This is a genomic window from Pseudomonas sp. A-B-19 (assembly GCF_019947515.1).
Classification (GTDB): domain Bacteria; phylum Pseudomonadota; class Gammaproteobacteria; order Pseudomonadales; family Pseudomonadaceae; genus Aquipseudomonas.
Map to the genome: position 1 here is coordinate 21,870 of NZ_JAGYGN010000013.1, position 22,514 is coordinate 44,383.

Genomic DNA, 22,514 nt, shown 5'->3' on the forward strand with positions numbered 1-22,514 from the left:
TCAGATGCTGGCGTATATTTTTCGGCGACTGCTGCTGATCATTCCGACTCTTTTCGGCATCTTGCTGATCAACTTCGTGATCATCCAGGCCGCTCCGGGCGGGCCGGTGGAACAGATGATCGCCAAGCTCGAAGGCTTCGAAGGCGCCACCAGCCGCATCGCTGGCGGCGGCGCGGAAGTCTCGGTGGCAGGCTCGGCCTATCGCGGCGCCCAAGGCCTGGACCCGGCGCTGATCAAGGAAATCGAGCACATGTACGGCTTCGACAAATCGGCGCCGGAACGCCTGTGGATCATGGTCAAGAACTATGCGTCCCTGGATTTCGGCGACAGCTTCTTCCGCGACGCCAAGGTCATCGACCTGATCAAGGAAAAAATGCCGGTCTCGATCTCCCTGGGGCTGTGGAGCACACTGATCATGTACCTGGTGTCGATCCCGCTGGGGATCGCCAAGGCCAAGCGGCACGGCAGCCACTTCGACGTCTGGACCAGTTCGGCGATCATCGTCGGCTACGCGATCCCGGCGTTCCTGTTCGCGATCCTGTTGATCGTGGTGTTCGCCGGCGGCAGTTACCTGGACTGGTTCCCGTTGCGCGGGCTGACCTCGAACAACTTCGATGAACTGAGCATGGGCGGCAAGATCCTCGACTACTTCTGGCACCTGGCGCTGCCGGTGACCGCACTGGTGATCGGCAACTTCGCGACCATGACCCTGCTGACCAAGAACAGCTTCCTCGACGAAATCAACAAGCAGTACGTGATCACCGCCAGGGCCAAGGGCCTGACCAACCACCGCGTGCTGTACGGCCACGTGTTCCGCAATGCCATGCTACTGGTGATCGCCGGCTTCCCCTCGGCCCTCATCGGCATCTTTTTCACCGGCTCGTTGCTGGTGGAGGTGATCTTCTCCCTCGACGGCCTCGGCCTGATGAGTTTCGAAGCGGCGATCAACCGTGATTACCCGGTGGTGTTCGGCACGCTGTTCATCTTCACTTTGCTGGGGCTGGTGGTAAAACTGATCGGCGACCTCACCTATACCCTGGTCGATCCGCGCATCGACTTCGAAAGCCGGGAGCATTGAGATGAACCTGTCCCCTCTCAATCGCCGACGTTTCGAACTATTCAAGGCCAACAGGCGTGGCTGGTGGTCGCTGTGGCTGTTCCTGATCCTGTTTGGCGCCAGCCTGGGCGCCGAACTGATCGCCAACGACAAGCCGCTGGCGGTGCATTACGACAACAACTGGTACTTCCCGGCGCTCAAGCGCTACCCGGAAACCACCTTCGGCGGCGAATTCCCGCTGGAGGCCAATTACAAGAGTCCCTACATCCGCGAACTGCTCAAGGCCAAGGACGCCTGGGTGCTGTGGGCGCCGATTCCCTACAGTTACCAGAGCATCAACTACGACCTGAAAGTCCCGGCCCCGGCTCCGCCCTCGACGGACAACCTGCTGGGCACCGACGATCAGGGCCGCGATGTACTGGCCCGGGTGATCTACGGTTTTCGCATTTCGGTGCTGTTCGCCCTGACCCTGACCGTGCTCAGTTCGATCATCGGCGTGATCGCCGGGGCCTTGCAGGGTTTCTACGGTGGCTGGGTGGATCTGGCCGGGCAGCGCTTCCTGGAGATATGGTCCGGGCTGCCGGTGCTGTACCTGCTGATCATCCTCGCCAGTTTCGTGCAACCCAATTTCTGGTGGTTGCTGGGGATCATGCTGCTGTTCTCGTGGATGAGCCTGGTGGACGTGGTACGCGCCGAATTCCTGCGCGGGCGCAACCTGGAATACGTACGCGCCGCCCGCGCCCTGGGCATGCAGAACGGTGCGATCATGTTCCGCCACATTTTGCCCAACGCGATGGTCTCGACCATGACCTTCATGCCGTTCATCCTCACCGGCGCCATCGGCACATTGACCGCCCTGGACTTCCTCGGTTTCGGCCTGCCGGCGGGCAGCCCGTCCCTGGGTGAACTGGTGGCCCAGGGCAAATCCAACCTGCAGGCACCGTGGCTGGGCATCAGCGCCTTTGCGGTGCTGGCCTTGATGTTGAGTTTGCTGGTGTTCATCGGCGAGTCCGCTCGCGATGCCTTCGACCCGAGGAAGTGAAATGAATCAGGACAATCTGATCGAAGTGCGCGACCTGGCGGTCGACTTTGTCGTCGGCAATCGCTGCCAGCGAGCGGTCGAAGGTGTCAGCTTCGACATCAAGCGTGGTGAAACCCTGGCCTTGGTCGGCGAAAGCGGCTCCGGTAAATCGGTCACCGCACATTCGATCCTGCGCCTGCTGCCCTACCCGCTCGCCCGGCACCCGTCCGGCACCATCGAATATTCCGGGCAGAACCTGCTGGACCTGAAAGAAAAAACCATCCGTCACATTCGCGGCAACCGCATTGCGATGATCTTCCAGGAGCCGATGACCTCGCTCAACCCCCTGCACTCGATCGAAAAGCAGATCAACGAGGTGCTGGGCATCCACAAAGGCCTGACCGGCAAGGTCGCGACCAAACGCACCCTGCAGCTGCTGGAGATGGTCGGCATTCCCGACCCGCACAAGCGCCTCAAGGCCCTGCCCCACGAGCTGTCCGGCGGCCAGCGTCAGCGGGTGATGATCGCCATGGCCCTGGCCAACGAGCCGGAACTGCTGATCGCCGACGAGCCAACCACCGCGCTGGACGTGACCGTTCAGCTGAAAATCCTCGAATTGCTCAAGGAACTGCAGGCCAGATTAGGCATGGCGCTGCTGCTGATCAGCCACGATTTGAACCTTGTGCGAAGAATTGCGCATCGCGTATGTGTCATGCAGCAAGGTTGCATCGTCGAACAGGCATCGTGCGAAGAGCTGTTCCGCGCGCCGCAGCATCCGTACACTCGGGAACTGCTGGCAGCGGAGCCCGGCGGCAAGCCTGCAAGCAACGTGATCGGCCCGCCCTTGCTGGCGGTCGAGGACCTGAAAGTCTGGTTTCCGATCAAGAAAGGCCTGCTCAAGCGCACAGTGGATTACGTCAAGGCGGTCGACGGCATCAACTTCAGCCTGCCCCAGGGCCAGACCCTGGGGATCGTGGGCGAAAGCGGTTCCGGCAAATCGACCCTGGGCCTGGCGATTTTGCGCTTGATCGCCAGCAAAGGTGCGATTCGTTTTGAAGGCCAGCCGCTGGACTGCCTGACGCAGCAACAGGTCCGGCCGCTGCGGCGGGAGATGCAAGTGGTGTTTCAGGACCCGTTCGGCAGCCTGAGCCCACGGATGTGCGTGAACGACATCGTTGGCGAAGGCCTGCGCATCCACAAGATGGGCACCGCGGCGCAACAGGAACAAGCGATCATTGCAGCACTCAAGGAGGTAGGCCTGGATCCGGAAACCCGGCACCGCTACCCCCACGAATTTTCCGGCGGGCAACGGCAGAGAATCGCCATTGCCCGGGCATTGGTGTTAAAACCGGCGTTGATTTTGCTGGACGAGCCGACTTCGGCCCTCGACCGCACCGTACAACGCCAGGTAGTGGAGCTTTTGCGTTCGCTGCAAACCAAGTACAACCTGACGTATCTGTTTATCAGCCATGACCTGGCTGTGGTGAAAGCGCTGAGCCACCAGTTGATGGTGGTCAAGCATGGCCAAGTGGTCGAACAGGGGGACGCGCAAAGCATTTTTGCCGCCCCCCGACATCCGTATACACAGCAGTTGCTGGAAGCCGCTTTTCTGGCTCCGGCCACTGCGCAATAACCTGAAAAGAGGAGCAACACATGGGTTTTCTCGCCGGTAAGCGCGTCCTGATCGTCGGTGTCGCCAGCAAGCTGTCCATCGCATCCGGCATCGCTGCCGCCATGCATCGCGAGGGCGCTGAGCTTGCCTTCACTTATCAGAACGACAAACTCAAGGGTCGTGTCGAAGAGTTCGCACAAGGCTGGGGGTCGAACCCCGAGCTGTGCTTCCCGTGCGACGTGGCCAGCGATGAAGAAATCGCCAAGGTCTTCGAAGCACTGAGCAAGAAGTGGGACGGCCTGGACTGCATCGTGCACTCCGTAGGCTTCGCACCGGGCGACCAACTGGACGGCGACTTCACCGAAGCCACCACCCGTGAAGGTTTCCGCATCGCTCACGACATCAGCGCCTACAGCTTCGTGGCCCTGGCCAAGGCTGGCCGCGAAATGATGAAAGGCCGCAACGGCAGCCTGCTGACCCTGTCGTACCTGGGCGCCGAGCGCACCATGCCGAACTACAACGTCATGGGCATGGCCAAGGCTTCCCTGGAAGCCGGCGTACGTTACCTGGCCGGCTCCCTGGGCCCGGAAGGCACACGCGTCAACTGTGTATCGGCCGGTCCCATCCGCACCCTCGCCGCTTCCGGCATCAAGAACTTCCGCAAGATGCTGGCCGCCAACGAAGCGCAAACCCCGCTGCGTCGCAACGTCACCATCGAAGAAGTCGGCAACGCCGGCGCCTTCCTGTGCTCGGACCTGGCGTCCGGCATCAGCGGTGAAATCATGTACGTGGACGGTGGCTTCAACACCACGGCCATGGGCAGCCTCGAAGAGTAATCTTCGGTCAGCCTGATAAAGAACCCGCCTCTTCACCGGCGGGTTTTTTATGGCCTGCGATTTCCCTGCCCGATGCAGCCCCTCTGTAGGAGCGAGCTTGCTCGCGAAAAACCCGGGCACGCCGCGTTCATCCAGACTGCGCGCGTTATCGTTGACGACCTTCGCGAGCAAGCTCGCTCCTACAGGGGGCTGTGTTGTTTCAGACATTGCGCAAACAACTGCTGAATCGGCTGCATCCGCTGGCTGTAGCGCTGCAACAGCACGATCTCCCGATAAAAAGTCAGTTCACCCAGCGGGACGATCCGCACCCCTGCTCCATGCTCAAGCCATAATCCGGCTTCGGGCAGCAATGACACGCCTAACCCACACTCGACCATTTTCACGATGGCCTCCAGTTCATCCAGCTCCAGGGCCACATGCACCTCGATCTTCTGTTCGCGCAGAAACCGCGTCACCAGCCGCCCGCCAAACGAATTGCGGTCGTAGCGCACATGCGGGTGCTGGGCGAGCAGTCGCAACGGATCATCGCTGTCCAGATCCGCCGGTACGATGAGCACGAACGGTTCCCGGCGAATCACCTGCGCGAACAACTCCTTGGGCAACTCGAACGGCGGTTTGATCAGGATCGCCAGGTCCACTTCTCCGGTGTCCACCTGACTCAGCAGATTCAGTGACACCCCGGGCACCAGCTTGGGTTCCAGCAAGGGCGCCTGTTGGCGCAATTTCAACAATGCCTGGGGCAGCAGGCCAGTCTGGGCGGTGGCCACCGCGCCGATTTTCAGTTCGCCACGGTACTCACTGACATCATCACTGACGGCCATGCGGCTGAAGGTTTCGAGTATCTCCCTGGCCATCGGCAACGCGCGCTGCCCCGCCGCATTGAGCAGCGCCTGACGCCCGGTGCGGTCGAACAGACGGATGCCCAGCGCCTGTTCCAGGTTGCGAATCTGCGCGCTGACCGCCGATTGTGTCAGGCCGATGTGCATGCCGGCCGCAGCGAAGGTGCCGTGGCGCGCCACGGCGATAAAGGTTTTCAGTTCTCGCAGCATGGCGACCTCGATTGATCGAAATAATTTGAGCTCGATGCAAAAATTATCGTCTTTCAATCAAAAATCACAGGACTAAACTCAACACGTCCACACCCGCCAACGAGGTTCTCCTGATGCAACTGTCCCCATTTCACTTGGCCATCCCGGTCTACGACTTGCCGGCCGCCCGACAATTCTATGGTTCAGTGCTGGATCTGGAAGAAGGTCGCTCCAGCGATCATTGGGTGGATTTCAATTTCTTCGGTCATCAACTGGTGATTCACCTGGCACCGAAAACCCCTTCGCAGGAAGCCGCGCACACCAATGCCGTCGATGGTCACGATGTGCCGGTGCCGCATTTTGGCGTGGTGCTCGGGATGGCGGAATGGGAGGCGCTGGCCGCACGATTGAAGTCGCTGGGGACTCGCTTCGTGATCGAGCCAGGCATTCGTTTTCAGGGGCTGGTGGGTGAACAGGCGACGATGTTTCTGTTTGATCCTTGCGGCAATGCGCTGGAGTTCAAGGCGTTCAAGGACATTGGGCAGTTGTTTGCCAAGTGAACGTTGTGGTGCCTGTTCGGACCTCTTCGCGGGCAAGCTCGCTCCCACAGGTTTTTGTGAACGCCACAAATCCACTGTGGGAGCGAGCTTGCTCGCGATGAGGCCCGCCAACCCAACTGCGATCTAACGGCTCATCACCCGCTCGGCCTCACCCAGCAGCTCCTCGATCGAGTCATGAACAACGGGGTCATATTCGACCTGGGTAACACTGAACCGAATGTCATAACTGCGATGCGCCGTGGCGTTGCGCTCATCGAGAATCTCATTGAGCCGGGCCTTGATCGCCTCAATCTCCACGACGCTGGAACCGGTCAGCAATGCCACGAACCGGTCGCCTTCGAGTCGGCCGACCACATCGCTTTCACGAAAACCGATACGCAGGACATCGGCGAACGTCTTGAGTGCATCGTCACCTTTGGTCCGGCCATACAGATAGCAGATGTGTTTGAATTCATCGAGGGTGAAGTACAGCAGCGTCGCCGACGTCTCCAGTTCCCGGCAAGCCTCCAGCCCGAGCCGGGCCAGTTCGGTGAAACCATGGCGATTGGACAGCAGCGTCAGCTCGTCCATGCTCGCCATCTGCACCCCCGCCAGCTCTTGCTCGGCCTGACGCGCCAGATCCCGCAGCCGTTCACGTTCTTGCTGTGGCGTGAGCAACGGGTTCGCGGATCGACCCGATTTGCCCGCTTTACCTGAAATCAACATCGTTCACTCCTTGGCGGATATGTTCATTAGAGTCGCCCATGCCCGCATTGACTCCCTGTTAGCGTGCCGCTGGTCAGCTACCCGCCACCGGACACGGCCCTCCTGCATCGGCCCAGCGCTTGAACCGGGTGACGAAGATATCGTGTGGTACCGGCACCGGCGCGCGATTGCCGCCCGGATTCCAGCCCCACAGCACCAGTTTGTCGTCGCTGACGTGTTTGATCAGCGCGGCGAAGTCCCGGTCGCCGTTGCTGGAGCGATCCTTGATCATCGCGCACAGCCGGTCGGCCGGGAGGCCAATCCAGGCCATCCGCTGTGCTGCCGGCGGCAGGCTCCAGTGTGGCGCCCCCGGCGGCGCGTGCGGACCGTAACTGGCCGGCGGATTGCTTTGCCCATGGCACGTTGCACAGGGCAACCCGGCCGAGCCCTTGCCGTCCATGCCGCGCACGACATTCATCGCGTGGGGCACGCCGGCATCGAATTGCAGCGGCGAATCACCGGGAATGTGGCAGTTCTGGCAACGCGGGCTCTGGAAGACTTTCTGCACGGTGTCGAACGCCTGCAAGGCCTCGCGGTCTTCGGCGAACACGTGCGATGCGTAGGCGATGAGACAGATCAGGATCACCGTCCCAAGCAACCAGTGATGTCGTTTCATCTCACACTCCCGACAGCTGCAACGGCAACTCCCGCAGGCGCTGCCCGGTCAGGGCAAACACTGCATTGGCCACCGCCGGTGCCGTGGGCGGCACACCGGCTTCGCCGATACCGCCGGGTTTGTCGCTGCCGGGTACGATATGCACTTCGACCACCGGCATTTCGTTGAGCCGCAGCACCTGATAGTCGTGATAGTTGGACTGCACCACCTGCCCGTCCTTGAGCGTCAGCTTACTGTGCAAGGCGAAGCTGAGGCCAAAGGTGATGCACGATTCCATCTGCGCGGCGACGCTCTGCGGGTTCACCGCAATGCCGCAGTCCACCGCACACACCACCCGATGCACGCGGATGGCGAGGTTGTCCTGGGACACCTCGGCCACCTGGGCCACGTAGCTGCCGAACGACTCATGCACCGCCACACCCAATGCATGGCCGTCCGGCAGCGGCGCGGTCCAGTTGGCCTTCTCCACCGCGAGGTTCAGCACACCGAGGTGACGCGGATGGTCCTTGAGCAAGGTGCGTCGATATTCCACCGGATCCTTGCCGGCCGCCGTGGCCAGTTCATCGATCAGCGATTCCATGACAAACGCCGTGTGGGTGTGCCCCACCGAACGCAGCCACAACACGCTGATCCCGGTTTGCGGTGAGTGCAGTTCGATCTGGTGATTGGCCAGTCCTTCGAAGTAAGGGCTGTCGGCCACGCCTTCGACGGAGGTCTTGTCGATCCCGTCCTTGACCATCCTCGCTTCAAGGGAAGTCCCGGCCATGATCGACTGTCCGACCAGCACATGCTTCCATGCCAGCGGCAGGCCGTCGGCCCCCAGCCCGATACGCGCATGGTGCAGGAACGCCGAGCGGTAATAGCCACCGCGGATGTCATCTTCCCGCGCCCATACGGTTTTCACCGGTGCACCGGCGGCCTTGGCGACGTACACCGCTTCGCTGACGAAGTCCGAGGTCGGGTTGGCCCGGCGCCCGAAGCCGCCACCGAGAAACTCGGTATGGATCTCGACCTGTTCGGGTTTGAGCCCGGTGATTTTCCCGGCGACCATTTGGTCCAGGGTCTGGAACTGGGTGCCGGTCCAGATTTCGCACTTGTCCTTGGTGATGCTCACCGTGCAGTTCAGTGGCTCCATCGGCGCGTGCGCCAGATAAGGCACGCTGTATTCAGCGTCAATCGTCTTGGCCGCTTTCGCCAGCGCAGCCTGGGTATCACCGGCCTGACCGGCGTTCAGGCCGGGGGTAGCGGCGAGTTTGCGGAAGTTTTCCAGCAGCGCCTGGCTATTGAGCCCGGCATTCGGCCCCGGGTTCCACTCGATTTTCAGCGCATCGCGCCCCAGCTTCGCCGCCCAGAAATGATCGGCGATCACCGCGATGCCGGTCGGCACTTGCACCACTTTGTGCACGCCCGGAATCGCCAGCGCTTCGGCGCCTTCAAAGGATTTGACGCTGCCGCCGAAGGTGGGTGAACGGGCGACCATCGCTGTCATCAGCCCGTCGAACTGCACATCCATGCCGAATTTCGCCCGGCCAGTGATTTTCTCCGGCGTGTCCAGACGCTGGGTGGGTTTACCGATCAGCCGCCAGTCTTTGGCGTCCTTGAGTTTGATCGAGGCCGGGTCCGGCCGTGGCAATTGCCCGGCGTCATCGGCCAACTCGCCATAAGTTGCACGATGCTCACCGGCAATGACTACGCCCGATTCGGTATGAATCTCGGATGGAGCGACATTGAAGCGCTTGGCCGCCGCGTCGATCAGCATCAAGCGTGCCGCCGCGCCGGCCTGTCGATAGCGGTCGAATTCCATCCAGGTCGAGGTCGAACCACCAGTGATCTGCATCCCGCCAAACCCGGGCATGCCGTAATCGGCGGCCGATGCCGGGGAATGCTCGACGCGGATTTTCGACCAGTCGGCGTCGAGTTCTTCGGCGATCAGCATGGTCAGGCCGGTCCAGATGCCCTGGCCCATTTCCGAATGGCCGAGCAACACGGTGACGCTGTTGTCATTGCCAATGCGCAGGAAGGCGTTGGGCGCAAACACATTGCCCTGGTTCTCTGCGCCCATGGCGAACCGATGAGCGCCAGGAATGACAAAGGCGACCACCAGTCCACTACCCAGCAACGCACTGCCCTTGAGAAAACCACGGCGCGATAACGCGTTGATGCTGTTCATGGCCACCTCAACCCAGCTCGGCGGCGCGCTTGACCGCCGCGCGAATGCGCGGGTAAGTGCCGCAGCGGCAGATGTTGCCGGACAGCGCCTGATCGATGTCGCTGTCGGTCGGTTTCGGAGTTTTCGCCAGCAACGCCGCCGCCGACATGATCTGCCCGGACTGGCAGTAACCACACTGGACCACGTCGAGTTCTGCCCAGGCCTGTTGCACCGGGTGCGAACCGTCCGCGGACAGGCCTTCGATGGTGAGAATCTTCTGTCCATGGGCCACGGCGGTGGCCGGTGTGATGCAAGAGCGTAGCGGAGCGCCATCGACGTGCACGGTGCAGGCCCCGCATTGGGCTATGCCACAACCGAATTTGGTGCCGGTGAGGTGGGCGACATCGCGCAAGACCCAGAGCAGCGGCATGTCGGCGGGGACATCCAGCTCCTGATCCTGGCCATTGATGTTCAGGGTCAGCATGGCGCAATTCCTCAGACTCACAGTGATCTGAAGGGGCGTCGCTGCAGCCTTGTACAACCTGCGCGCGCCTCGGGTTATCCCTTCAGCTAAGCGCAGATTTGCCGGCAGACCGTGGTGCATCGACCACCGGTCATCAAAAGGCCGCCTCGATGGGCGGCCATGGGGCCATTTTCTCGATCTACGGTACGACCGAGCGACCACAGGCTGACTACGCTGAAAGTCCGGGACATGCGTAACCTGCAGAGGAGTTGGCACCATGCTACATGTACAAAAACTCACACCCTGCCTGTGGTTCGACGATCAGGCCGAAGAGGCCGCGAAATTCTATTGTTCGATCTTCGATCATTCGAAAATCACTGCCGTCACCTACTACGGCCACGCCGGTTTCGAGCTCCATGGCCGGCCGGAAGGTTCGGTCATGACCGTCAGCTTCGAACTCGACGGGCAGAGTTTCACCGGTCTCAACGGCGGGCCGTCATTCAAGTTCAATGAGGCGGTGTCGTTTCAGGTCAATTGCCTGACCCAGGAAGAAGTCGACCATTACTGGGGCAACCTGTCGGCCGGTGGCGCGCCCGAGGCCCAGCAATGCGGTTGGCTCAAGGACAAGTTCGGGCTGTCATGGCAGATCGTGCCCGTGGCAATGATGGACATGATCAAAGACCCCGACACGAAAAAATCCCAACGGGCCATGCAGGCGATGATGCAGATGAAAAAACTCGATATTGCGGCATTGCAGCGCGCCTTCGACGGCGAGAGCTAATACACTCGGGCACTGACCTGCCCAGGAGTGAGCATGAAGCACGCCGTTGCCAAAAACGCCGACAAGGCCCCGCGCTTCTGGCGCGATGACGCCCTGCCCTTCATCGAAGCCCGCTCCATCGCCGACGGGCGCGAAGTCTGCTACACCCGGCATGCCCACGAACACTTCTCCATCGGGGCGATCACCGCCGGACGCAGCACCTATCTCCATGAGCAGTCGGCGTTCGAGGTCAGCGTCGGTACCGTCGTACTGATGAACCCTGGCGACGTCCATGCCTGCAACCCGATCGAAGACCAATCCTGGTCGTACCTGATGCTGTACGTCGACACGCCGTGGCTGACCGATTTGCAGCATCAGCTCGGGTTCAGCGATGACGCTGCGTTTCGCCGGTTTTCGGTCACCCATACGCGGGATGCCCGTCTGTTTGCAGGCCTCAACGATTTGTATGAGGTGCTGGTCGATCCGCAACAGGACGTCTTGCGCAAACAAAGCCTGGCGGTGGAGTTCTTCAGCGAAGTGCAATTGCAGCTCAACCCGGTAGCACAGCCGCTGCGCGAGCCCAACTTCAAACTGGAACGCGCTGCCGAATATATCCGCGACAACTGTACACACCAGCTCAAGCTCGAAGACATTTGCGCGGCGGCACAACTGTCACCGTCCTACCTGATACGGGCGTTCAAACTACATTTCGGCATGACGCCCCACGCGTTCCTGGTCAACCGGCGCATCCAGTACGCCCAGGATCAACTGCGCAGCGGCAAACTGATCGCGGACGTGGCACTGGAAGCGGGGTTCGCCGATCAGGCGCATTTTCAACGGACATTCAAACAGCACCTGGCGGCGACGCCGGGGCAGTATCGGGGGGGAGGCACTGGCTGAGTCTGTGGCCCGACTGAATCTGTGGTTTGGTTGAGTCTGTGGCCTGACTGAGTCTGTGGCTTGGTTGAGTCTGTGGCGAGGGAGCTTGCTCCCGCTCGGCGGCGAAGCCGTCGCAAATCCTGCATGCAAGATTTATCTGAAGGAAAGCGGGGGCCGCTTCGCAGCCCAGCGGGAGCAAGCTCCCTCGCCACAAAAGCTGTAACTTCGCCACAGAATTTGTAGTGACCGCCGTTACGGCAGCAACAGATACACCGCACTCACTACCAGCAACAACGCCATCGCTCGATTGAACAGACGCATCCCCGCCGCATTGTTCAGAAAACCGCTCAAAAACGTCCCGGCATAAGCCCAGCTACCGACCGACACATAACAGATCACCAGATAAATCGCCGCGAACTGCCACACCAGCCGTGCCTCGCCATCAGCAACAAACGCGCCCATGCCGGCCACGCAGGCCAGCCAGGCCTTCGGGTTGAGCCATTGCATGATGGCGCCATACAGCATCGACGGGGCCTGGGCCGCTTCCCGGGCTTGCACCTGCCCGTTGTCAGCCGCCAGCTTGAAGGCCATGTACAGCAGAAAAGCCACGCCCGCCCATTGCACCCCCTGCGTCAGCGCCGGCCAGCGTTGCAACAATTCATGCAAGCCCAACCCCATCAGCACCAGCAGCAAGACAAACCCCAGCGTAGCCCCCGCCACATGGCGCTGGCTGGCCCTGAAGCCGAACCGGGCGCCCGAACTCAGCGCCACGATATTGACCGGCCCCGGCGTGATCGAGGCGACCAGCGCAAACGCCGCCATGGACATCATCAGACTCATTGCACACCTTCTTCCATCGAGTTGAACAAGGCCCTCAAGGTAAAGAGCCGAGCGGCTCGCGTATTGAAGAAAACTGCCCTGTATCGCTATGACCTTGTATCGCTATGACCCTGTATTTCTATGAGTAGTAACCCACGACGCTTTTCACTTTGGTCAATGCAACACGCAGCGAGTCCATGTCCACGGAGCCCAATGCCAGGCGGATCGCGTGGGGCACATGGGTTGATATCGCAAAGGGCTCGGCCGGCGATACCGACACCTGTTCGCGCATCAGCGCCATGGCGATCTGGTCAGCGCGGGCGTCCTCCGCCAATGGCAGCCAGATGAAATAAGAGTTCGGGTGACTGATGGTCCTGAGCCCTGCCAGCACCTCGCGAGCCAGGGCTTGCCGGGCCTGGGCGTCCGCGCGTTTTTGCGCCTCAAGCTGGCTGACAGTGCCATCGTCGAGCCAGGCCGTGGCGATGGCGGTCATCACGCCGGGGGTGTTCCAGGTGGTCGCCATGACGGTGCGCTCGAAGGCAGCGATCCATTGCGCGGGTGCGGCAATGAAGCCAACGCGCAGCCCGGTGGCGATATTCTTCGACAGACCGGACACGTACACCGTCCGCTCAGGCGCCAATTCGGCCAGCGGTGGCGGTACGTTTTCGGCCAGAAACGCGTAGGCGGCGTCCTCGATGATCGTCAGGTCATGCCGACGCGCGATCGCCACCAACTGCTCACGCTGATCGAGGTCCATCACCCAGCCCAAGGGGTTATGCAAGGTCGGCATCGAGTAGACGGCCCGTACCGAACGGCTGCGGCAGAGTTTTTCCAGGGCGGGCAGGTCAGGCCCGGTATCCGTGACCGGAATCGGCAAGACCTCCAGATGCAGGGTTTCGGCCAGCGTCTTGAAGCCGGGATAGGTCAGCGCATCGGCGGCGATCACATCGCCGGGCTTGAGCAGCGTCATCATCGCCACCGCCAGGCCATGCTGGGCGCCGCTGACGATCAACACCTGCCCGGCCGGCACGCTCAGCCCGCGGTCAAGCAGATGACGCGCGACCGAAGCCCGCTCATGCAGGCGCCCCGCGTGAGGCTGATAGCGCAGAAGGGATTCCAGGTCACCGGACAACGCCAACTGACGCAAGGCAGCACGCAGCAGGTCGGCCTGACCGGGCAAGGACGGGTAGTTGAAATTCAGGTCGATCATCCCCGCCGCCACCACGTGCTGGGAGATGCCCTGCCCCGGCGGCAGCGAAGTTTCCCTGACAAAGGTCCCGCGACCGGTTTCGCCGCTGACCAGCCCCATGCCTTCCAGTTCGGCATACACCCGGCTGGCGGTGACCAGCGCCAAACCGTGCTCGGCGGCCAGTTGCCGGTGAGTCGGCAGGCGCGTGCCAGGCGGCAATCGCCCGCAACGGATGTCGGCAGCAAAGGCATCCACCAGGGTTTTGTAGCGGGATCGAGGCATGTCGAGATGTATCCATGACAATTTTTTGATTGTATCGATAGTCGCTCATACGATGAGTTTCGTGCAATCAGCCAATGAGCGTAAGCCAAATGGAACGGACCTCGAACCTGCAACACCAGACGCTGGAAAACAGCACCGGCGGCTGGATCAACGGCCTGATCGGCGTGGTCATTTTCAGCGGCTCGCTGCCGGCGACACGGGTGGCGGTGCTGGAGTTCGATCCGCTGTTCCTGACGGTCGCCCGCGCGACCATCGCCGCGATCCTGGCGCTGTGCCTGCTGGGGTTATTCAAGGAAAAACGTCCGGTGCGCCAGCAACTGATACCGCTGCTCATCGTTGCCATGGGCGTGGTCATCGGTTTCCCGTTGCTGACAGCGCTGGCACTGCAATACGTGACGTCCGCGCACTCCATCGTCTTCGTCGGCCTGCTGCCTCTGGCGACGGCGGTGTTCGGCGTCCTGCGCGGCGGCGAGCGGCCACGGGCGGCATTCTGGATTTTCTCGGTGCTGGGCAGTTTGCTGGTGGTCGGGTTTGCCCTGTCCCAAGGCCTGACCGCCTCCCCGCAAGGCGACATTCTGATGCTGCTGGCCATCCTCGCCTGCGGCCTGGGTTATGCCGAGGGCGCGAAGCTGTCGCGCACGCTCGGTGGCTGGCAGGTGATTTGCTGGGCGCTGGTGCTGTCGCTGCCGGTCGTGGCGGCGCTGAGCTGGATGCGTATGCCGGCTTCGTTCACCGGCATCAGCACGCCGGCCTGGTTCAGCCTGGCTTACGTCTCGCTGTTCAGCATGCTGATCGGTTTCGTGTTCTGGTATCGCGGACTGGCCCAAGGGGGCATCGCCGCCGTTGGACAATTGCAGCTGCTTCAGCCGTTTTTCGGGCTTTCCCTGGCCGCCACCCTGCTGCATGAGCATGTGAGCCTCGGCATGCTGGGTGTCACCGTTGCCGTGATCCTTTGCGTCGCCGGGGCGAAAAAATTCGCCAGATAGCCCGGCGTAGCAAGCAAACAATCACTCCCCGTTCAGCGCATCGATGATAGGGCAAGCGGCTCCGTCGCCTGCATCGCATTGCCGCACCAGTTCGCCAAGCACCTGCTGCATTGCACCAAGGTCGGCCATCTTTTTCTCGATCATGCCCATCTTTCGCACGGCCAGCGCCCGGGTCTCGCTACAAGCGCGGGCCGCATCCAGTGTCAGCAGTGTGCCCACCTCATCCAGGGTGAATCCCAGCGCCTGTGCCCGTTTGATAAAGCGCAGCCGCTTGACCTGCTCCGGTAGATAGTAGCGATAACCAGCGAGCGGTTTTGGCGGCTCATCCAGCAAGCCGCGTCGCTGGTAATAGCGAATAGTCTCGATGTTCACTCCGGCAGCTTCCGCCAATTTGCCGATACTCATTGCCATCGCTATCACACCCCCCTTGATTCTGTACTTGGGTACGGAGTGTAAAGTGACTCTAGGTTAGACCGATTCAATGGAGAAGACGATGGTTCAACCAATCGGCAAGGGGACGAATGCCGGCGATCCCTCCACCGTGCACAAATGAGGCCGCCATGAGAGCCATCATCCTGGAATCCGTGTTGACCTGCCCCCACTGCAATTTCGCCAAGCGCGAAGCCATGCCCACAGATGCTTGCCAGTTTTTCTACGAATGTGGCAATTGCAGGACTCTGCTGCGTCCAAATCCCGGTGACTGCTGTGTGTTCTGCTCGTTTGGCTCGATGAAGTGTCCGCCGATCCAGGAGCGGCGCGGATGCTGTGGCATCGGGACGGACGCTCCCCCACACGTGGGGAAGCCCGTTTTTGGGGGGAGAGGTAGGGGCAGGAAGTAGCCGGAACGTAGTGCTAAAGGCCCAAGGCTTGCGGCCAAACGTCTTTTACTCAAATGGCCTGATTATTGCTCTATTGCTCATAGGAGCTCCCAATTTACCAGGCACCCATGTAAAAGCAGCGGTTATGGGAGGTGTGTCATGTGGAATCAGCCTCTGATGCTTATGATGATCTACCTTACGATCACCCTCAGCATCGGCTGGTTGTGGTCCATTGCTATCCTGTATTGGCTTTGATCCAGGGGAAAAGTGAATCACTACCTGATTTTATAAACACAAATGGCTGGCAGCTTCACGCACTGAGGAAGTCAGTCAACCAAAATCGAGGTTCTCGAGGAGAGACTGTTTTACTCGTTCAACCTGAAGATCACATCCCCGCCAATCACCTTCTGCGCAGCATTGATCAGTGCCTCGATCTGAACGCCCCCCTGGAGTCGAAGAAAATTTCCACCTTGTTTGGTGAAGTATCTGCCGCCCATCGACGGGATAATAAGTGTAGACATAAATAGCAAGATTTTACTGTATGGATAAACATATTGCATACAGTCATTGTTTAAGGTAAGTAAAAAGTGCCTTGGCGGGACTTGCAGGGAGCATCTGCAGGGACCGCGACCGGGCTGGATGTTGACGCATCCAGCCCTGGTCGCTCTTTTCCACTTCGGTGCCGAGACCACGTTGGCGCAGGCCGTCAGAGCCATCCCAAGGGTCATGGATTTTTTCCAAAAAAAACCCGCGCAAGGCGGGCAAGAAAGTAAGGAGCCTGAGGGGATCAAGCGGCACGAGTGTAGACCATCAATCCCATAGCGTGACCTGTTCCTGTGCAGCAGCGGTTTCGGTGCGGCTGATGGCTCGTCGTGCCTGAGGGATTCGTTTTTTTGTGGTCGATTGCTTTGCGGTCCGAAATTCGCTGTCGATTTTCCGGTGGAGGCCACCCGTGACGCGATCTATGCTGCGCCCATGAACCTACATAGAACGTTGCTTCCACTCCGTGCCGAAATGGTTCGCGCCATGCTCGAGCGAGACACCTCCTACGAGGGCGTGTTCTTCACGGCGGTCAAGACCACAGGCATCTTCTGCCGCCCCGGTTGCACCGCCCGCAGCCCGAAGCCTGCGAACGTCGAGTTCTTTGCCAGCGCCGAACAGTGCCTGGCGGCGGGTTACCGCGCCTGCCTGCGCTGCAAGCCGATGGACACCGCCGCCAGCGCGCCGGACTGGGTGCAGAAACTGTTCAAATCGATAGACGCCGACCCGGAACAGCGCTGGACCGACGCCCATCTGTTGGCCGAAGGCATCGAACCGCTGAAACTGCGCCGCTGGTTCAAGCAGCATTTCGGCATGACCTTCCACGCGTGGCTGCGCGCCCGGCGCCTGGGCATGGCGCTGGGCGGGATCAAACAGGGCGACTCCATCGACGACGTTGCTTTCGATTCCGGCTACGAGTCCCTGAGCGGTTTTCGCGATGCCTTCCAGAAGTCGTTTCACGTCACTCCAGGCCGTGCGGCCAACAGCGAGCCTTTGCTGTTCACGCGCCTGACCACACCGTTGGGGCCGATGATCGCCATGGCCGAACGGCGAGGGCTGGTACTGCTGGAGTTTCTCGATCAGGCATCGCTGAATCCGGCGGTCGACGCGCTGCAGAACCGTTTCGGATATGCCGTGGCGCCGGGACACAACGTTCATTTGCAGCAGATCGAAGCGCAATTGTCCGCGTATTTCGCCGGCATCCTCACTGAGTTCAGCGTTGCCCTGCACATGCCCGGCAGCGAGTTCTCCCGCCGGGTCTGGGCTGAACTGGCGAAGATCCCTTACGGCCGGACCACCACCTACGGCGCCATCGCGGCGAGCCTGGGCAAGCCCGGTGCCAGCCGCGCAGTGGGCCTGGCCAACGGGCATAACCGCTTATCGATTGTCGTGCCATGCCACCGCGTGATCGGCGCCGACGGCTCGTTGACCGGCTACGCTGGAGGCCAGCCGCGCAAGGCGTTTTTGCTCAGGCTGGAGAACGCGGCGATGCAGCTCACGGAGCAACTGGCGCTCTGATCCCCCACGTCTATTTCATAAGGAAGGAAGCTCGATGGACAGGCTCGACAATCAACTGCACCAACTGCATCACGAGGGCTTGCTGATCCTCACCAACGTCGCCGATGCCGCCGGGGCGCGGCTGGTGGAGCAACTGGGCAACAAGGCCGTGGCCACCAGCAGCGCGGCGGTGGCCTGGGTGCATGGCTACCCGGACGGCAACACCTTGCCCCTTGAACGCCTGGTCTCGACCGTCGAGTCGATTGCCCGGGTCATCTCGGTGCCGCTGACGGTGGACATCGAAGCGGGGTATTCCGATGACCTGGAACGGGTGGCCCAGGTGGTTGATGCGGTGATCGCCGCCGGCGCTGTCGGGATCAATATCGAAGACGGCTCCTCACCGCCGGAGTTGCTGGTACGCAAGATTGAAACCGCCCGCCAGGTGGCCGATCGCCGTAACGTGAACCTGTTTATCAATGCGCGCACCGATGTCTACCTGCGGGGCCTGGTACCTGCCGAAGATCGCGTCGCCGAAACCCTCAGGCGCGCCGCGCTGTATCAGGCGGCCGGGGCCAATGGCCTGTTTGCGGCGGGCGTTACCGCCGAGTACGAGATCAAGGCGCTGTGCCAAGGCACCTCGCTGCCACTGAATGTGCTGGGATTCCCCGGCCTGCCGGCCCCCGAAGTGCTCGAGGCACTGGGCGTACGCCGGCTGACCGCAGGTTCGGGCATCGCCGAATTCCTCTACGGTGCCATGGCCTGCATAGCCAAAAGCTTTATGCAAACCGGCAAGCTCGACACCCACAACCTGAAGGCCTTCACCTATGGCGAAGTGAACGCCCTGTTGAAACCGTCCGGGAAAGCCTGAGCCCATGTCTGACGGCTATCGGGCGGCCAGTGAGTTCCTGGCCGCCATCGATGACGACTGGCGCCGCCACATCGACGCCATCGGTCCGTGCCTGCACCAGCCGCATGCGGCGCGTGATCCGTATGAGTCGCTGGTACGGGCGATTGCCTATCAGCAACTGCATGCCAGGGCCGGCGATGCGATTGTCGGCCGGCTGCTGGCGTTGTTCGGTACGGATTCGTTTCCCAGGCCTGAACAGATCGTCGCGACAGATTTCGACCAACTGCGCAGTTGCGGCTTTTCCGCGAGCAAGATCGCGACCATTCAGGGCATCGCCCAGGCGTCGCTGGCCGGCGTGGTACCGGATTACGCCACGGCGCTGGCCATGGACGATGAAGCGCTGATCGAACGTCTGATCACGCTGCGCGGTGTGGGCCGCTGGACCGTGGAGATGCTGCTGATCTACAGCCTGGAGCGGCCGGATATCCTGCCGGCCGATGACTTTGGCGTGCGTGAGGGTTATCGACGGCTCAAGGGCCTGGAGGTGCAGCCGACGCGCAAGCAGATGATCGAGATCGGCTCGGCGTGGAGCCCTTATCGGACGGTAGCTTCCTGGTATTTGTGGCGGGTGCCCGGGCGGTAGACCGCGTTATCGTTCTTCGCTGCGATGCGGCGACCCGACAAGCCAGCTCACAGGCCTTATGTCGAACACAAAACCCGTAGGAGCTGGCTTGCCAGCGAAGGGGCCAACCCATTCACCACCAATGCAACGGCCTATCACGCTTGCTGATCAATGATGACTCTCCCCGGAGCCCGGCGCATGTTGAATACCCGACCGCAGGGATTCGCCAGCGCGACACACTCCAACAGATCAACTCGACCTCAGCCTTCAAACGCTGGGCAGGCTTCGAAGTCACCCTGACGGTCTAGGCTGTACCGGGTACGTTCAAGATAGCCGGAGGCTCTCATGCAACTCGAAGGTTCCTGCCATTGCGGCGCGGTGTCGTTCAGTTTGACCAGCGCCCACCCCTACCCTTACCAGCGCTGCTACTGCTCGATCTGCCGCAAGACCCAGGGCGGGGGCGGTTATGCGATCAACCTCGGGGGCGATGCCGCCAGCCTCAGGGTCCGCGGGCGCAAGCACATCGCGATCTACCATGCACGGATCAAGGAAGAAGGCGACAAACGCGCCCACAGCAGCACCGCCGAGCGGCATTTCTGCTCAGTCTGCGGCTCGGGTCTGTGGTTGTTCAGCCCGGAGTGGCCGGAGTTGATTCACCCGTTCGCTTCGGCCATCGATACACCACTGCCGGTGCCGCCGGAGCACACGCACCTGATGCTCGGCTCGAAGGCGCCCTGGGTGGAAGTCCAGGTCCTGCCCGGCGATAAACAGTTCGACGAATATCCCGAAGAGTCCATCGCCCAATGGCATGAACGGCTGGGTGTGAGCCGTTAGCTTTGTCCTGCTGATGGTCCCTTCGCAAAAACAACACCGAATAATCAGGCCGCTGCCGGCACACCACTATGAAAGCGGAACTCCACGTCGGGCGATTCGATCAGTTCCTGTTCGGCGGCGCGGACCTTGTCGATCACCTGGGCGATGTCCTTGGCGTCCCCATATTGATAAGCCAGCTTCAGGTAACCCTGGAAATGCCGGGCCTCGCTCTTGAGCAGACCGAAATAGAACTTGCCCAGTTCTTCGTCCAGATGCGGCACCAGCGCTTCGAAACGCTCGCAACTGCGGGCCTCGATGAACGCCCCCACCACCAATGTGTCTACCAGTTTCACCGGCTCGTGACTGCGTACCACCTTGCGCAGCCCCGAGGCGTAACGCCCGGCGGACAGCTGGCGCAGTTCGATCTTGCGGCGTTTCATCAGGCGCATGACCTGTTCGTGGTGCACCAGCTCTTCCCGGGCCAGGCGCGACATCATGTTGATCAGGTCGACGTGGGAGTGATACTTGGCGATCAGGCTCAACGCGGTGCTGGCGGCCTTGAATTCGCAGTTCTTGTGGTCGATCAGCAGGGTTTCCTGATCGGCCAGCGCGGCCTGGATCCAGCCGTCGGGGGTGCGGCAGCCAAGGAACTCGTGAATTTCGGGAAGGATCATGGGGCTCACGGACTAATAGGTTCAAACGAAGGGCGCCGATTATACCGGCCTGCCCATAGACCACCAGTCTGCCAACCGTTGATATGCGTCAACTCCCCGAATCGCACACAACAACTATAGTTGTGCAACGCCATGCTTTTTTTATTTTCAGGAGATCGCGCTCATGCAATCCGTACGCAGCATTCTGGTGGTCATCGACCCCGAACACTCCGAAAGCCTGGCGCTCAAACGGGCCAAGCTGATTGCTGGCGTGACCCAGGCGCATCTGCACCTTCTGGTGTGCGACCCCAAGCATGATCACAGCGGCATGCTGGGCGTGCTCAAGGCCGCTTTAGTGGAGGACGGTTACAATGTCACCACCGAGCAGGCCTGGAACAAGAGCCTGCACGAAACCATCATCGATGTGCAGCAGGCGGAAGGTTGCGGCCTGGTGATCAAGCAACACTTTCCCGACAGCGCACTGAAAAAGGCCCTGCTGACACCCGAGGACTGGAAACTGCTGCGCCAATGCCCTTCCCCGGTACTGCTGGTAAAAACCGCTGGCTCGTGGAAAGACAAAGTGATCCTGGCAGCCGTCGACGTCGGCAACACCGACCTGGAACACCGCCACCTGCACGACACTATCATCGATCATGGTTATGACATCGCAACCCTGGCCAAGGCCCACTTGCACGTAGTCAGTGCCCACCCGTCGCCGATGCTGTCGGCGGCCGACCCGACGTTTCAACTCAGCGAAACCATCGAGGCGCGCTATCGCGAGCAATGCAAGTCGTTCCAGGCTGAATTCGACATCGACGATGATCACCTGCACATCGAGGAGGGCCCGCCGGACGTGCTGATTCCGTTCATGGCGCACAAGCTGCAGGCGGCAGTGACGGTGATCGGTACCGTAGCGCGTAGCGGGTTGTCGGGGGTGTTGATCGGTAATACGGCGGAAGTGGTACTCGATTCGGTCGAGAGCGATGTGCTGGTGCTCAAGCCGCAGGAGATTGAGGATCATCTGGAGGAAATTGCCGGCAACCATTGAGATTTTTGGCGCCTGTGAAATCGCCTTCGCTGGCAAGCCAGCTCCTACAGGTCTTGCACCGTCCTGCAGGAGCTGGCTTGCCAGCGAAGCTTTTGACGGTCAGCCGCCAAAAACATCCTTGAGGAACCCCGGCGCAATGTAGCGCTGGTAATGGGCCTCGGAGAGCAGGAAAAATTCCCGATCGATGGCATCGCGCAATTCCGGCAGATTCCACTCGCGAAACTCCGGCAGCAACACCATCCCGTAGGCTTCCAGGTTATTGATCACCCGCGCGCCCCGGGCGATCAACTGGTAGGCCCAGCAATATTCCGACTGATGGGGCACGAAGCGGATCTTGCGTTGCTCCAGCTGCATTCGGAGCAGCGCCGGATCGAAAATCTCCACCTTGGCAGCCATCACCTGGGACAGCAACTGCTCAAGACGCAGCCATACCGCGCGCTTTTCTTGCTCGTTGTAACCGTTCCAGTGGATCACTTCGTGGTGGAAACGCTTGCAGCCACGGCACACCAGGTCACCGTAGACAGTGGAGCAAAGGCCGACGCACGGCGTCTTGATGGTCTGATTGGGCATAGATAGGCAAAACGCGAAAAAGCAGAACAGGCCGGCATGTTAGCCCTTTGTCGGCCATTGATCACCCCTCAAAGTTCAAGGCCTTGGGGGAATCGGGGTTTGCCG

23 protein-coding genes and 1 pseudogene are annotated in these 22,514 nt (G+C 60.9%); 14 read left to right on the forward strand and 10 right to left on the reverse strand.

From position 1 onward, the window contains the following. The first annotated feature begins 4 nt into the window (after nucleotides 1-4). Genes KGA81_RS15980 through fabI form a run of 4 tightly spaced genes read left to right on the forward strand, consistent with a single transcriptional unit; the run spans nucleotide 5 to nucleotide 4,526 of the window. Complete coding sequence (locus KGA81_RS15980; protein WP_223547164.1) at nucleotides 5-1,078, forward strand: microcin C ABC transporter permease YejB; 1,074 nt, start codon at nucleotides 5-7, stop codon at nucleotides 1,076-1,078. A gap of 1 nt (nucleotide 1,079) precedes the next feature. Beyond that, nucleotides 1,080-2,099 carry an ABC transporter permease gene (locus KGA81_RS15985; protein ID WP_223461820.1) on the forward strand — a complete coding sequence of 340 codons (1,020 nt, stop codon included), beginning with the start codon at nucleotides 1,080-1,082 and terminating at the stop codon, nucleotides 2,097-2,099. A 1-nt stretch (nucleotide 2,100) separates the two neighbouring features. After that, complete coding sequence (locus KGA81_RS15990) at nucleotides 2,101-3,711, forward strand: ABC transporter ATP-binding protein (protein WP_223547165.1); 1,611 nt, start codon at nucleotides 2,101-2,103, stop codon at nucleotides 3,709-3,711. Nucleotides 3,712-3,731: 20 nt separating this feature from the next. After that, nucleotides 3,732-4,526 (forward strand): enoyl-ACP reductase FabI, encoded by a 795-nt coding sequence (gene fabI, locus KGA81_RS15995; protein ID WP_223547166.1) that lies wholly within the window; start codon nucleotides 3,732-3,734, stop codon nucleotides 4,524-4,526. 179 nt (nucleotides 4,527-4,705) lie between these two features. Here the strand turns inward: fabI and KGA81_RS16000 are convergent, their stop codons facing one another. Beyond that, nucleotides 4,706-5,575 carry a LysR family transcriptional regulator gene (locus KGA81_RS16000; RefSeq protein ID WP_223547167.1) on the reverse strand — a complete coding sequence of 290 codons (870 nt, stop codon included), beginning with the start codon at nucleotides 5,573-5,575 and terminating at the stop codon, nucleotides 4,706-4,708. A gap of 113 nt (nucleotides 5,576-5,688) precedes the next feature. On the opposite strand from KGA81_RS16000, the gene KGA81_RS16005 reads away from it, so the two are divergent. After that, entirely contained in the window at nucleotides 5,689-6,114 is a 426-nt protein-coding gene (locus tag KGA81_RS16005) for a VOC family protein (protein ID WP_223547168.1), read from the forward strand. Between the two features lie 123 nt (nucleotides 6,115-6,237). Here KGA81_RS16005 and KGA81_RS16010 read toward each other — a convergent pair whose 3' ends face one another. From KGA81_RS16010 to KGA81_RS16025, 4 genes are all read right to left on the reverse strand, one after another. Then, nucleotides 6,238-6,819, reverse strand: coding sequence for a GGDEF domain-containing protein (locus KGA81_RS16010; RefSeq protein ID WP_223547169.1), 582 nt, complete (start codon nucleotides 6,817-6,819; stop codon nucleotides 6,238-6,240). 73 nt (nucleotides 6,820-6,892) lie between these two features. Beyond that, complete coding sequence (locus tag KGA81_RS16015) at nucleotides 6,893-7,474, reverse strand: hypothetical protein (RefSeq protein WP_223547170.1); 582 nt, start codon at nucleotides 7,472-7,474, stop codon at nucleotides 6,893-6,895. A gap of 1 nt (nucleotide 7,475) precedes the next feature. After that, nucleotides 7,476-9,644: a xanthine dehydrogenase family protein molybdopterin-binding subunit gene (locus tag KGA81_RS16020; protein WP_223547171.1), complete on the reverse strand. Its 2,169-nt coding sequence runs from the start codon at nucleotides 9,642-9,644 to the stop codon at nucleotides 7,476-7,478. Nucleotides 9,645-9,651: 7 nt separating this feature from the next. Beyond that, nucleotides 9,652-10,107 (reverse strand): (2Fe-2S)-binding protein, encoded by a 456-nt coding sequence (locus KGA81_RS16025; RefSeq protein WP_223547172.1) that lies wholly within the window; start codon nucleotides 10,105-10,107, stop codon nucleotides 9,652-9,654. Nucleotides 10,108-10,363: 256 nt separating this feature from the next. Here KGA81_RS16025 and KGA81_RS16030 point away from each other — a divergent pair, with 256 nt between their 5' ends. Continuing rightward, a complete protein-coding gene (locus KGA81_RS16030; RefSeq protein ID WP_223547173.1) occupies nucleotides 10,364-10,867 on the forward strand; it encodes a VOC family protein in 504 nt (167 codons plus the stop codon). A 33-nt stretch (nucleotides 10,868-10,900) separates the two neighbouring features. Then, nucleotides 10,901-11,746: an AraC family transcriptional regulator gene (locus tag KGA81_RS16035; protein ID WP_223547174.1), complete on the forward strand. Its 846-nt coding sequence runs from the start codon at nucleotides 10,901-10,903 to the stop codon at nucleotides 11,744-11,746. 231 nt (nucleotides 11,747-11,977) lie between these two features. Here KGA81_RS16035 and KGA81_RS16040 read toward each other — a convergent pair whose 3' ends face one another. Continuing rightward, on the reverse strand, nucleotides 11,978-12,565 hold the full coding sequence (locus tag KGA81_RS16040; RefSeq protein ID WP_223547175.1) for a LysE family translocator: 588 nt from the start codon (nucleotides 12,563-12,565) through the stop codon (nucleotides 11,978-11,980). A 118-nt stretch (nucleotides 12,566-12,683) separates the two neighbouring features. Continuing rightward, nucleotides 12,684-14,015 carry a PLP-dependent aminotransferase family protein gene (locus KGA81_RS16045; RefSeq protein ID WP_223547176.1) on the reverse strand — a complete coding sequence of 444 codons (1,332 nt, stop codon included), beginning with the start codon at nucleotides 14,013-14,015 and terminating at the stop codon, nucleotides 12,684-12,686. 89 nt (nucleotides 14,016-14,104) lie between these two features. On the opposite strand from KGA81_RS16045, the gene KGA81_RS16050 reads away from it, so the two are divergent. Next, nucleotides 14,105-15,001 carry a DMT family transporter gene (locus KGA81_RS16050; RefSeq protein WP_223547177.1) on the forward strand — a complete coding sequence of 299 codons (897 nt, stop codon included), beginning with the start codon at nucleotides 14,105-14,107 and terminating at the stop codon, nucleotides 14,999-15,001. A 21-nt stretch (nucleotides 15,002-15,022) separates the two neighbouring features. Here the strand turns inward: KGA81_RS16050 and merR are convergent, their stop codons facing one another. Then, nucleotides 15,023-15,412, reverse strand: a complete 390-nt coding sequence (gene merR, locus KGA81_RS16055; RefSeq protein ID WP_263293358.1) for an Hg(II)-responsive transcriptional regulator — start codon at nucleotides 15,410-15,412, stop codon at nucleotides 15,023-15,025. 149 nt (nucleotides 15,413-15,561) lie between these two features. Here merR and KGA81_RS16060 point away from each other — a divergent pair. The 5 genes and pseudogenes from KGA81_RS16060 to KGA81_RS16085 form a co-directional block, all read left to right on the forward strand. Next, nucleotides 15,562-15,768: pseudogene (locus KGA81_RS16060) on the forward strand (GDCCVxC domain-containing (seleno)protein); the annotation flags it as partial. Between the two features lie 1,026 nt (nucleotides 15,769-16,794). Continuing rightward, complete coding sequence (locus KGA81_RS16070; protein WP_223547179.1) at nucleotides 16,795-17,877, forward strand: bifunctional transcriptional activator/DNA repair enzyme AdaA; 1,083 nt, start codon at nucleotides 16,795-16,797, stop codon at nucleotides 17,875-17,877. 34 nt (nucleotides 17,878-17,911) lie between these two features. Next, on the forward strand, nucleotides 17,912-18,724 hold the full coding sequence (locus tag KGA81_RS16075; RefSeq protein ID WP_223547180.1) for an isocitrate lyase/phosphoenolpyruvate mutase family protein: 813 nt from the start codon (nucleotides 17,912-17,914) through the stop codon (nucleotides 18,722-18,724). Between the two features lie 4 nt (nucleotides 18,725-18,728). Next, entirely contained in the window at nucleotides 18,729-19,346 is a 618-nt protein-coding gene (locus KGA81_RS16080; protein ID WP_223547181.1) for a DNA-3-methyladenine glycosylase family protein, read from the forward strand. Nucleotides 19,347-19,670: 324 nt separating this feature from the next. After that, on the forward strand, nucleotides 19,671-20,159 hold the full coding sequence (locus tag KGA81_RS16085) for a GFA family protein (protein ID WP_223547182.1): 489 nt from the start codon (nucleotides 19,671-19,673) through the stop codon (nucleotides 20,157-20,159). Nucleotides 20,160-20,203: 44 nt separating this feature from the next. On the opposite strand, the gene KGA81_RS16090 is transcribed toward KGA81_RS16085, so the two are convergent. Beyond that, the gene (locus KGA81_RS16090; RefSeq protein WP_007986374.1) at nucleotides 20,204-20,812 is read right to left on the reverse strand and encodes a tRNA-(ms[2]io[6]A)-hydroxylase; all 609 of its coding nucleotides are present in this window, start codon (nucleotides 20,810-20,812) and stop codon (nucleotides 20,204-20,206) included. 163 nt (nucleotides 20,813-20,975) lie between these two features. On the opposite strand from KGA81_RS16090, the gene KGA81_RS16095 reads away from it, so the two are divergent. Continuing rightward, nucleotides 20,976-21,839 (forward strand): universal stress protein, encoded by an 864-nt coding sequence (locus KGA81_RS16095; protein WP_223547183.1) that lies wholly within the window; start codon nucleotides 20,976-20,978, stop codon nucleotides 21,837-21,839. Nucleotides 21,840-21,938: 99 nt separating this feature from the next. Here KGA81_RS16095 and KGA81_RS16100 read toward each other — a convergent pair whose 3' ends face one another. After that, a complete protein-coding gene (locus KGA81_RS16100; protein ID WP_223547184.1) occupies nucleotides 21,939-22,409 on the reverse strand; it encodes a DUF1289 domain-containing protein in 471 nt (156 codons plus the stop codon). Nucleotides 22,410-22,514: the final 105 nt, after the last annotated feature.

Excerpts from the sequence above, each read along its gene's own strand:
- merR (WP_263293358.1), bottom strand. The coding sequence starts at position 15,412 with ATGGCAATGAGTATCGGCAAATTGGCGGAAGCTGCCGGAGTGAACATC.
- KGA81_RS15980 (WP_223547164.1), top strand. The coding sequence starts at position 5 with ATGCTGGCGTATATTTTTCGGCGACTGCTGCTGATCATTCCGACTCTT.
- KGA81_RS16000 (WP_223547167.1), bottom strand. The coding sequence starts at position 5,575 with ATGCTGCGAGAACTGAAAACCTTTATCGCCGTGGCGCGCCACGGCACC.
- KGA81_RS16080 (WP_223547181.1), top strand. The coding sequence starts at position 18,729 with ATGTCTGACGGCTATCGGGCGGCCAGTGAGTTCCTGGCCGCCATCGAT.
- KGA81_RS16005 (WP_223547168.1), top strand. The coding sequence starts at position 5,689 with ATGCAACTGTCCCCATTTCACTTGGCCATCCCGGTCTACGACTTGCCG.
- KGA81_RS16085 (WP_223547182.1), top strand. The coding sequence starts at position 19,671 with ATGCAACTCGAAGGTTCCTGCCATTGCGGCGCGGTGTCGTTCAGTTTG.
- KGA81_RS16090 (WP_007986374.1), bottom strand. The coding sequence starts at position 20,812 with ATGATCCTTCCCGAAATTCACGAGTTCCTTGGCTGCCGCACCCCCGAC.
- KGA81_RS16015 (WP_223547170.1), bottom strand. The coding sequence starts at position 7,474 with ATGAAACGACATCACTGGTTGCTTGGGACGGTGATCCTGATCTGTCTC.
- KGA81_RS16010 (WP_223547169.1), bottom strand. The coding sequence starts at position 6,819 with ATGTTGATTTCAGGTAAAGCGGGCAAATCGGGTCGATCCGCGAACCCG.
- KGA81_RS16040 (WP_223547175.1), bottom strand. The coding sequence starts at position 12,565 with ATGAGTCTGATGATGTCCATGGCGGCGTTTGCGCTGGTCGCCTCGATC.
- KGA81_RS16030 (WP_223547173.1), top strand. The coding sequence starts at position 10,364 with ATGCTACATGTACAAAAACTCACACCCTGCCTGTGGTTCGACGATCAG.
- KGA81_RS16070 (WP_223547179.1), top strand. The coding sequence starts at position 16,795 with ATGAACCTACATAGAACGTTGCTTCCACTCCGTGCCGAAATGGTTCGC.
- KGA81_RS16045 (WP_223547176.1), bottom strand. The coding sequence starts at position 14,015 with ATGCCTCGATCCCGCTACAAAACCCTGGTGGATGCCTTTGCTGCCGAC.
- KGA81_RS16100 (WP_223547184.1), bottom strand. The coding sequence starts at position 22,409 with ATGCCCAATCAGACCATCAAGACGCCGTGCGTCGGCCTTTGCTCCACT.
- KGA81_RS15990 (WP_223547165.1), top strand. The coding sequence starts at position 2,101 with ATGAATCAGGACAATCTGATCGAAGTGCGCGACCTGGCGGTCGACTTT.
- KGA81_RS16075 (WP_223547180.1), top strand. The coding sequence starts at position 17,912 with ATGGACAGGCTCGACAATCAACTGCACCAACTGCATCACGAGGGCTTG.
- KGA81_RS16025 (WP_223547172.1), bottom strand. The coding sequence starts at position 10,107 with ATGCTGACCCTGAACATCAATGGCCAGGATCAGGAGCTGGATGTCCCC.
- KGA81_RS16050 (WP_223547177.1), top strand. The coding sequence starts at position 14,105 with ATGGAACGGACCTCGAACCTGCAACACCAGACGCTGGAAAACAGCACC.
- KGA81_RS16035 (WP_223547174.1), top strand. The coding sequence starts at position 10,901 with ATGAAGCACGCCGTTGCCAAAAACGCCGACAAGGCCCCGCGCTTCTGG.
- fabI (WP_223547166.1), top strand. The coding sequence starts at position 3,732 with ATGGGTTTTCTCGCCGGTAAGCGCGTCCTGATCGTCGGTGTCGCCAGC.
- KGA81_RS15985 (WP_223461820.1), top strand. The coding sequence starts at position 1,080 with ATGAACCTGTCCCCTCTCAATCGCCGACGTTTCGAACTATTCAAGGCC.
- KGA81_RS16095 (WP_223547183.1), top strand. The coding sequence starts at position 20,976 with ATGCAATCCGTACGCAGCATTCTGGTGGTCATCGACCCCGAACACTCC.
- KGA81_RS16020 (WP_223547171.1), bottom strand. The coding sequence starts at position 9,644 with ATGAACAGCATCAACGCGTTATCGCGCCGTGGTTTTCTCAAGGGCAGT.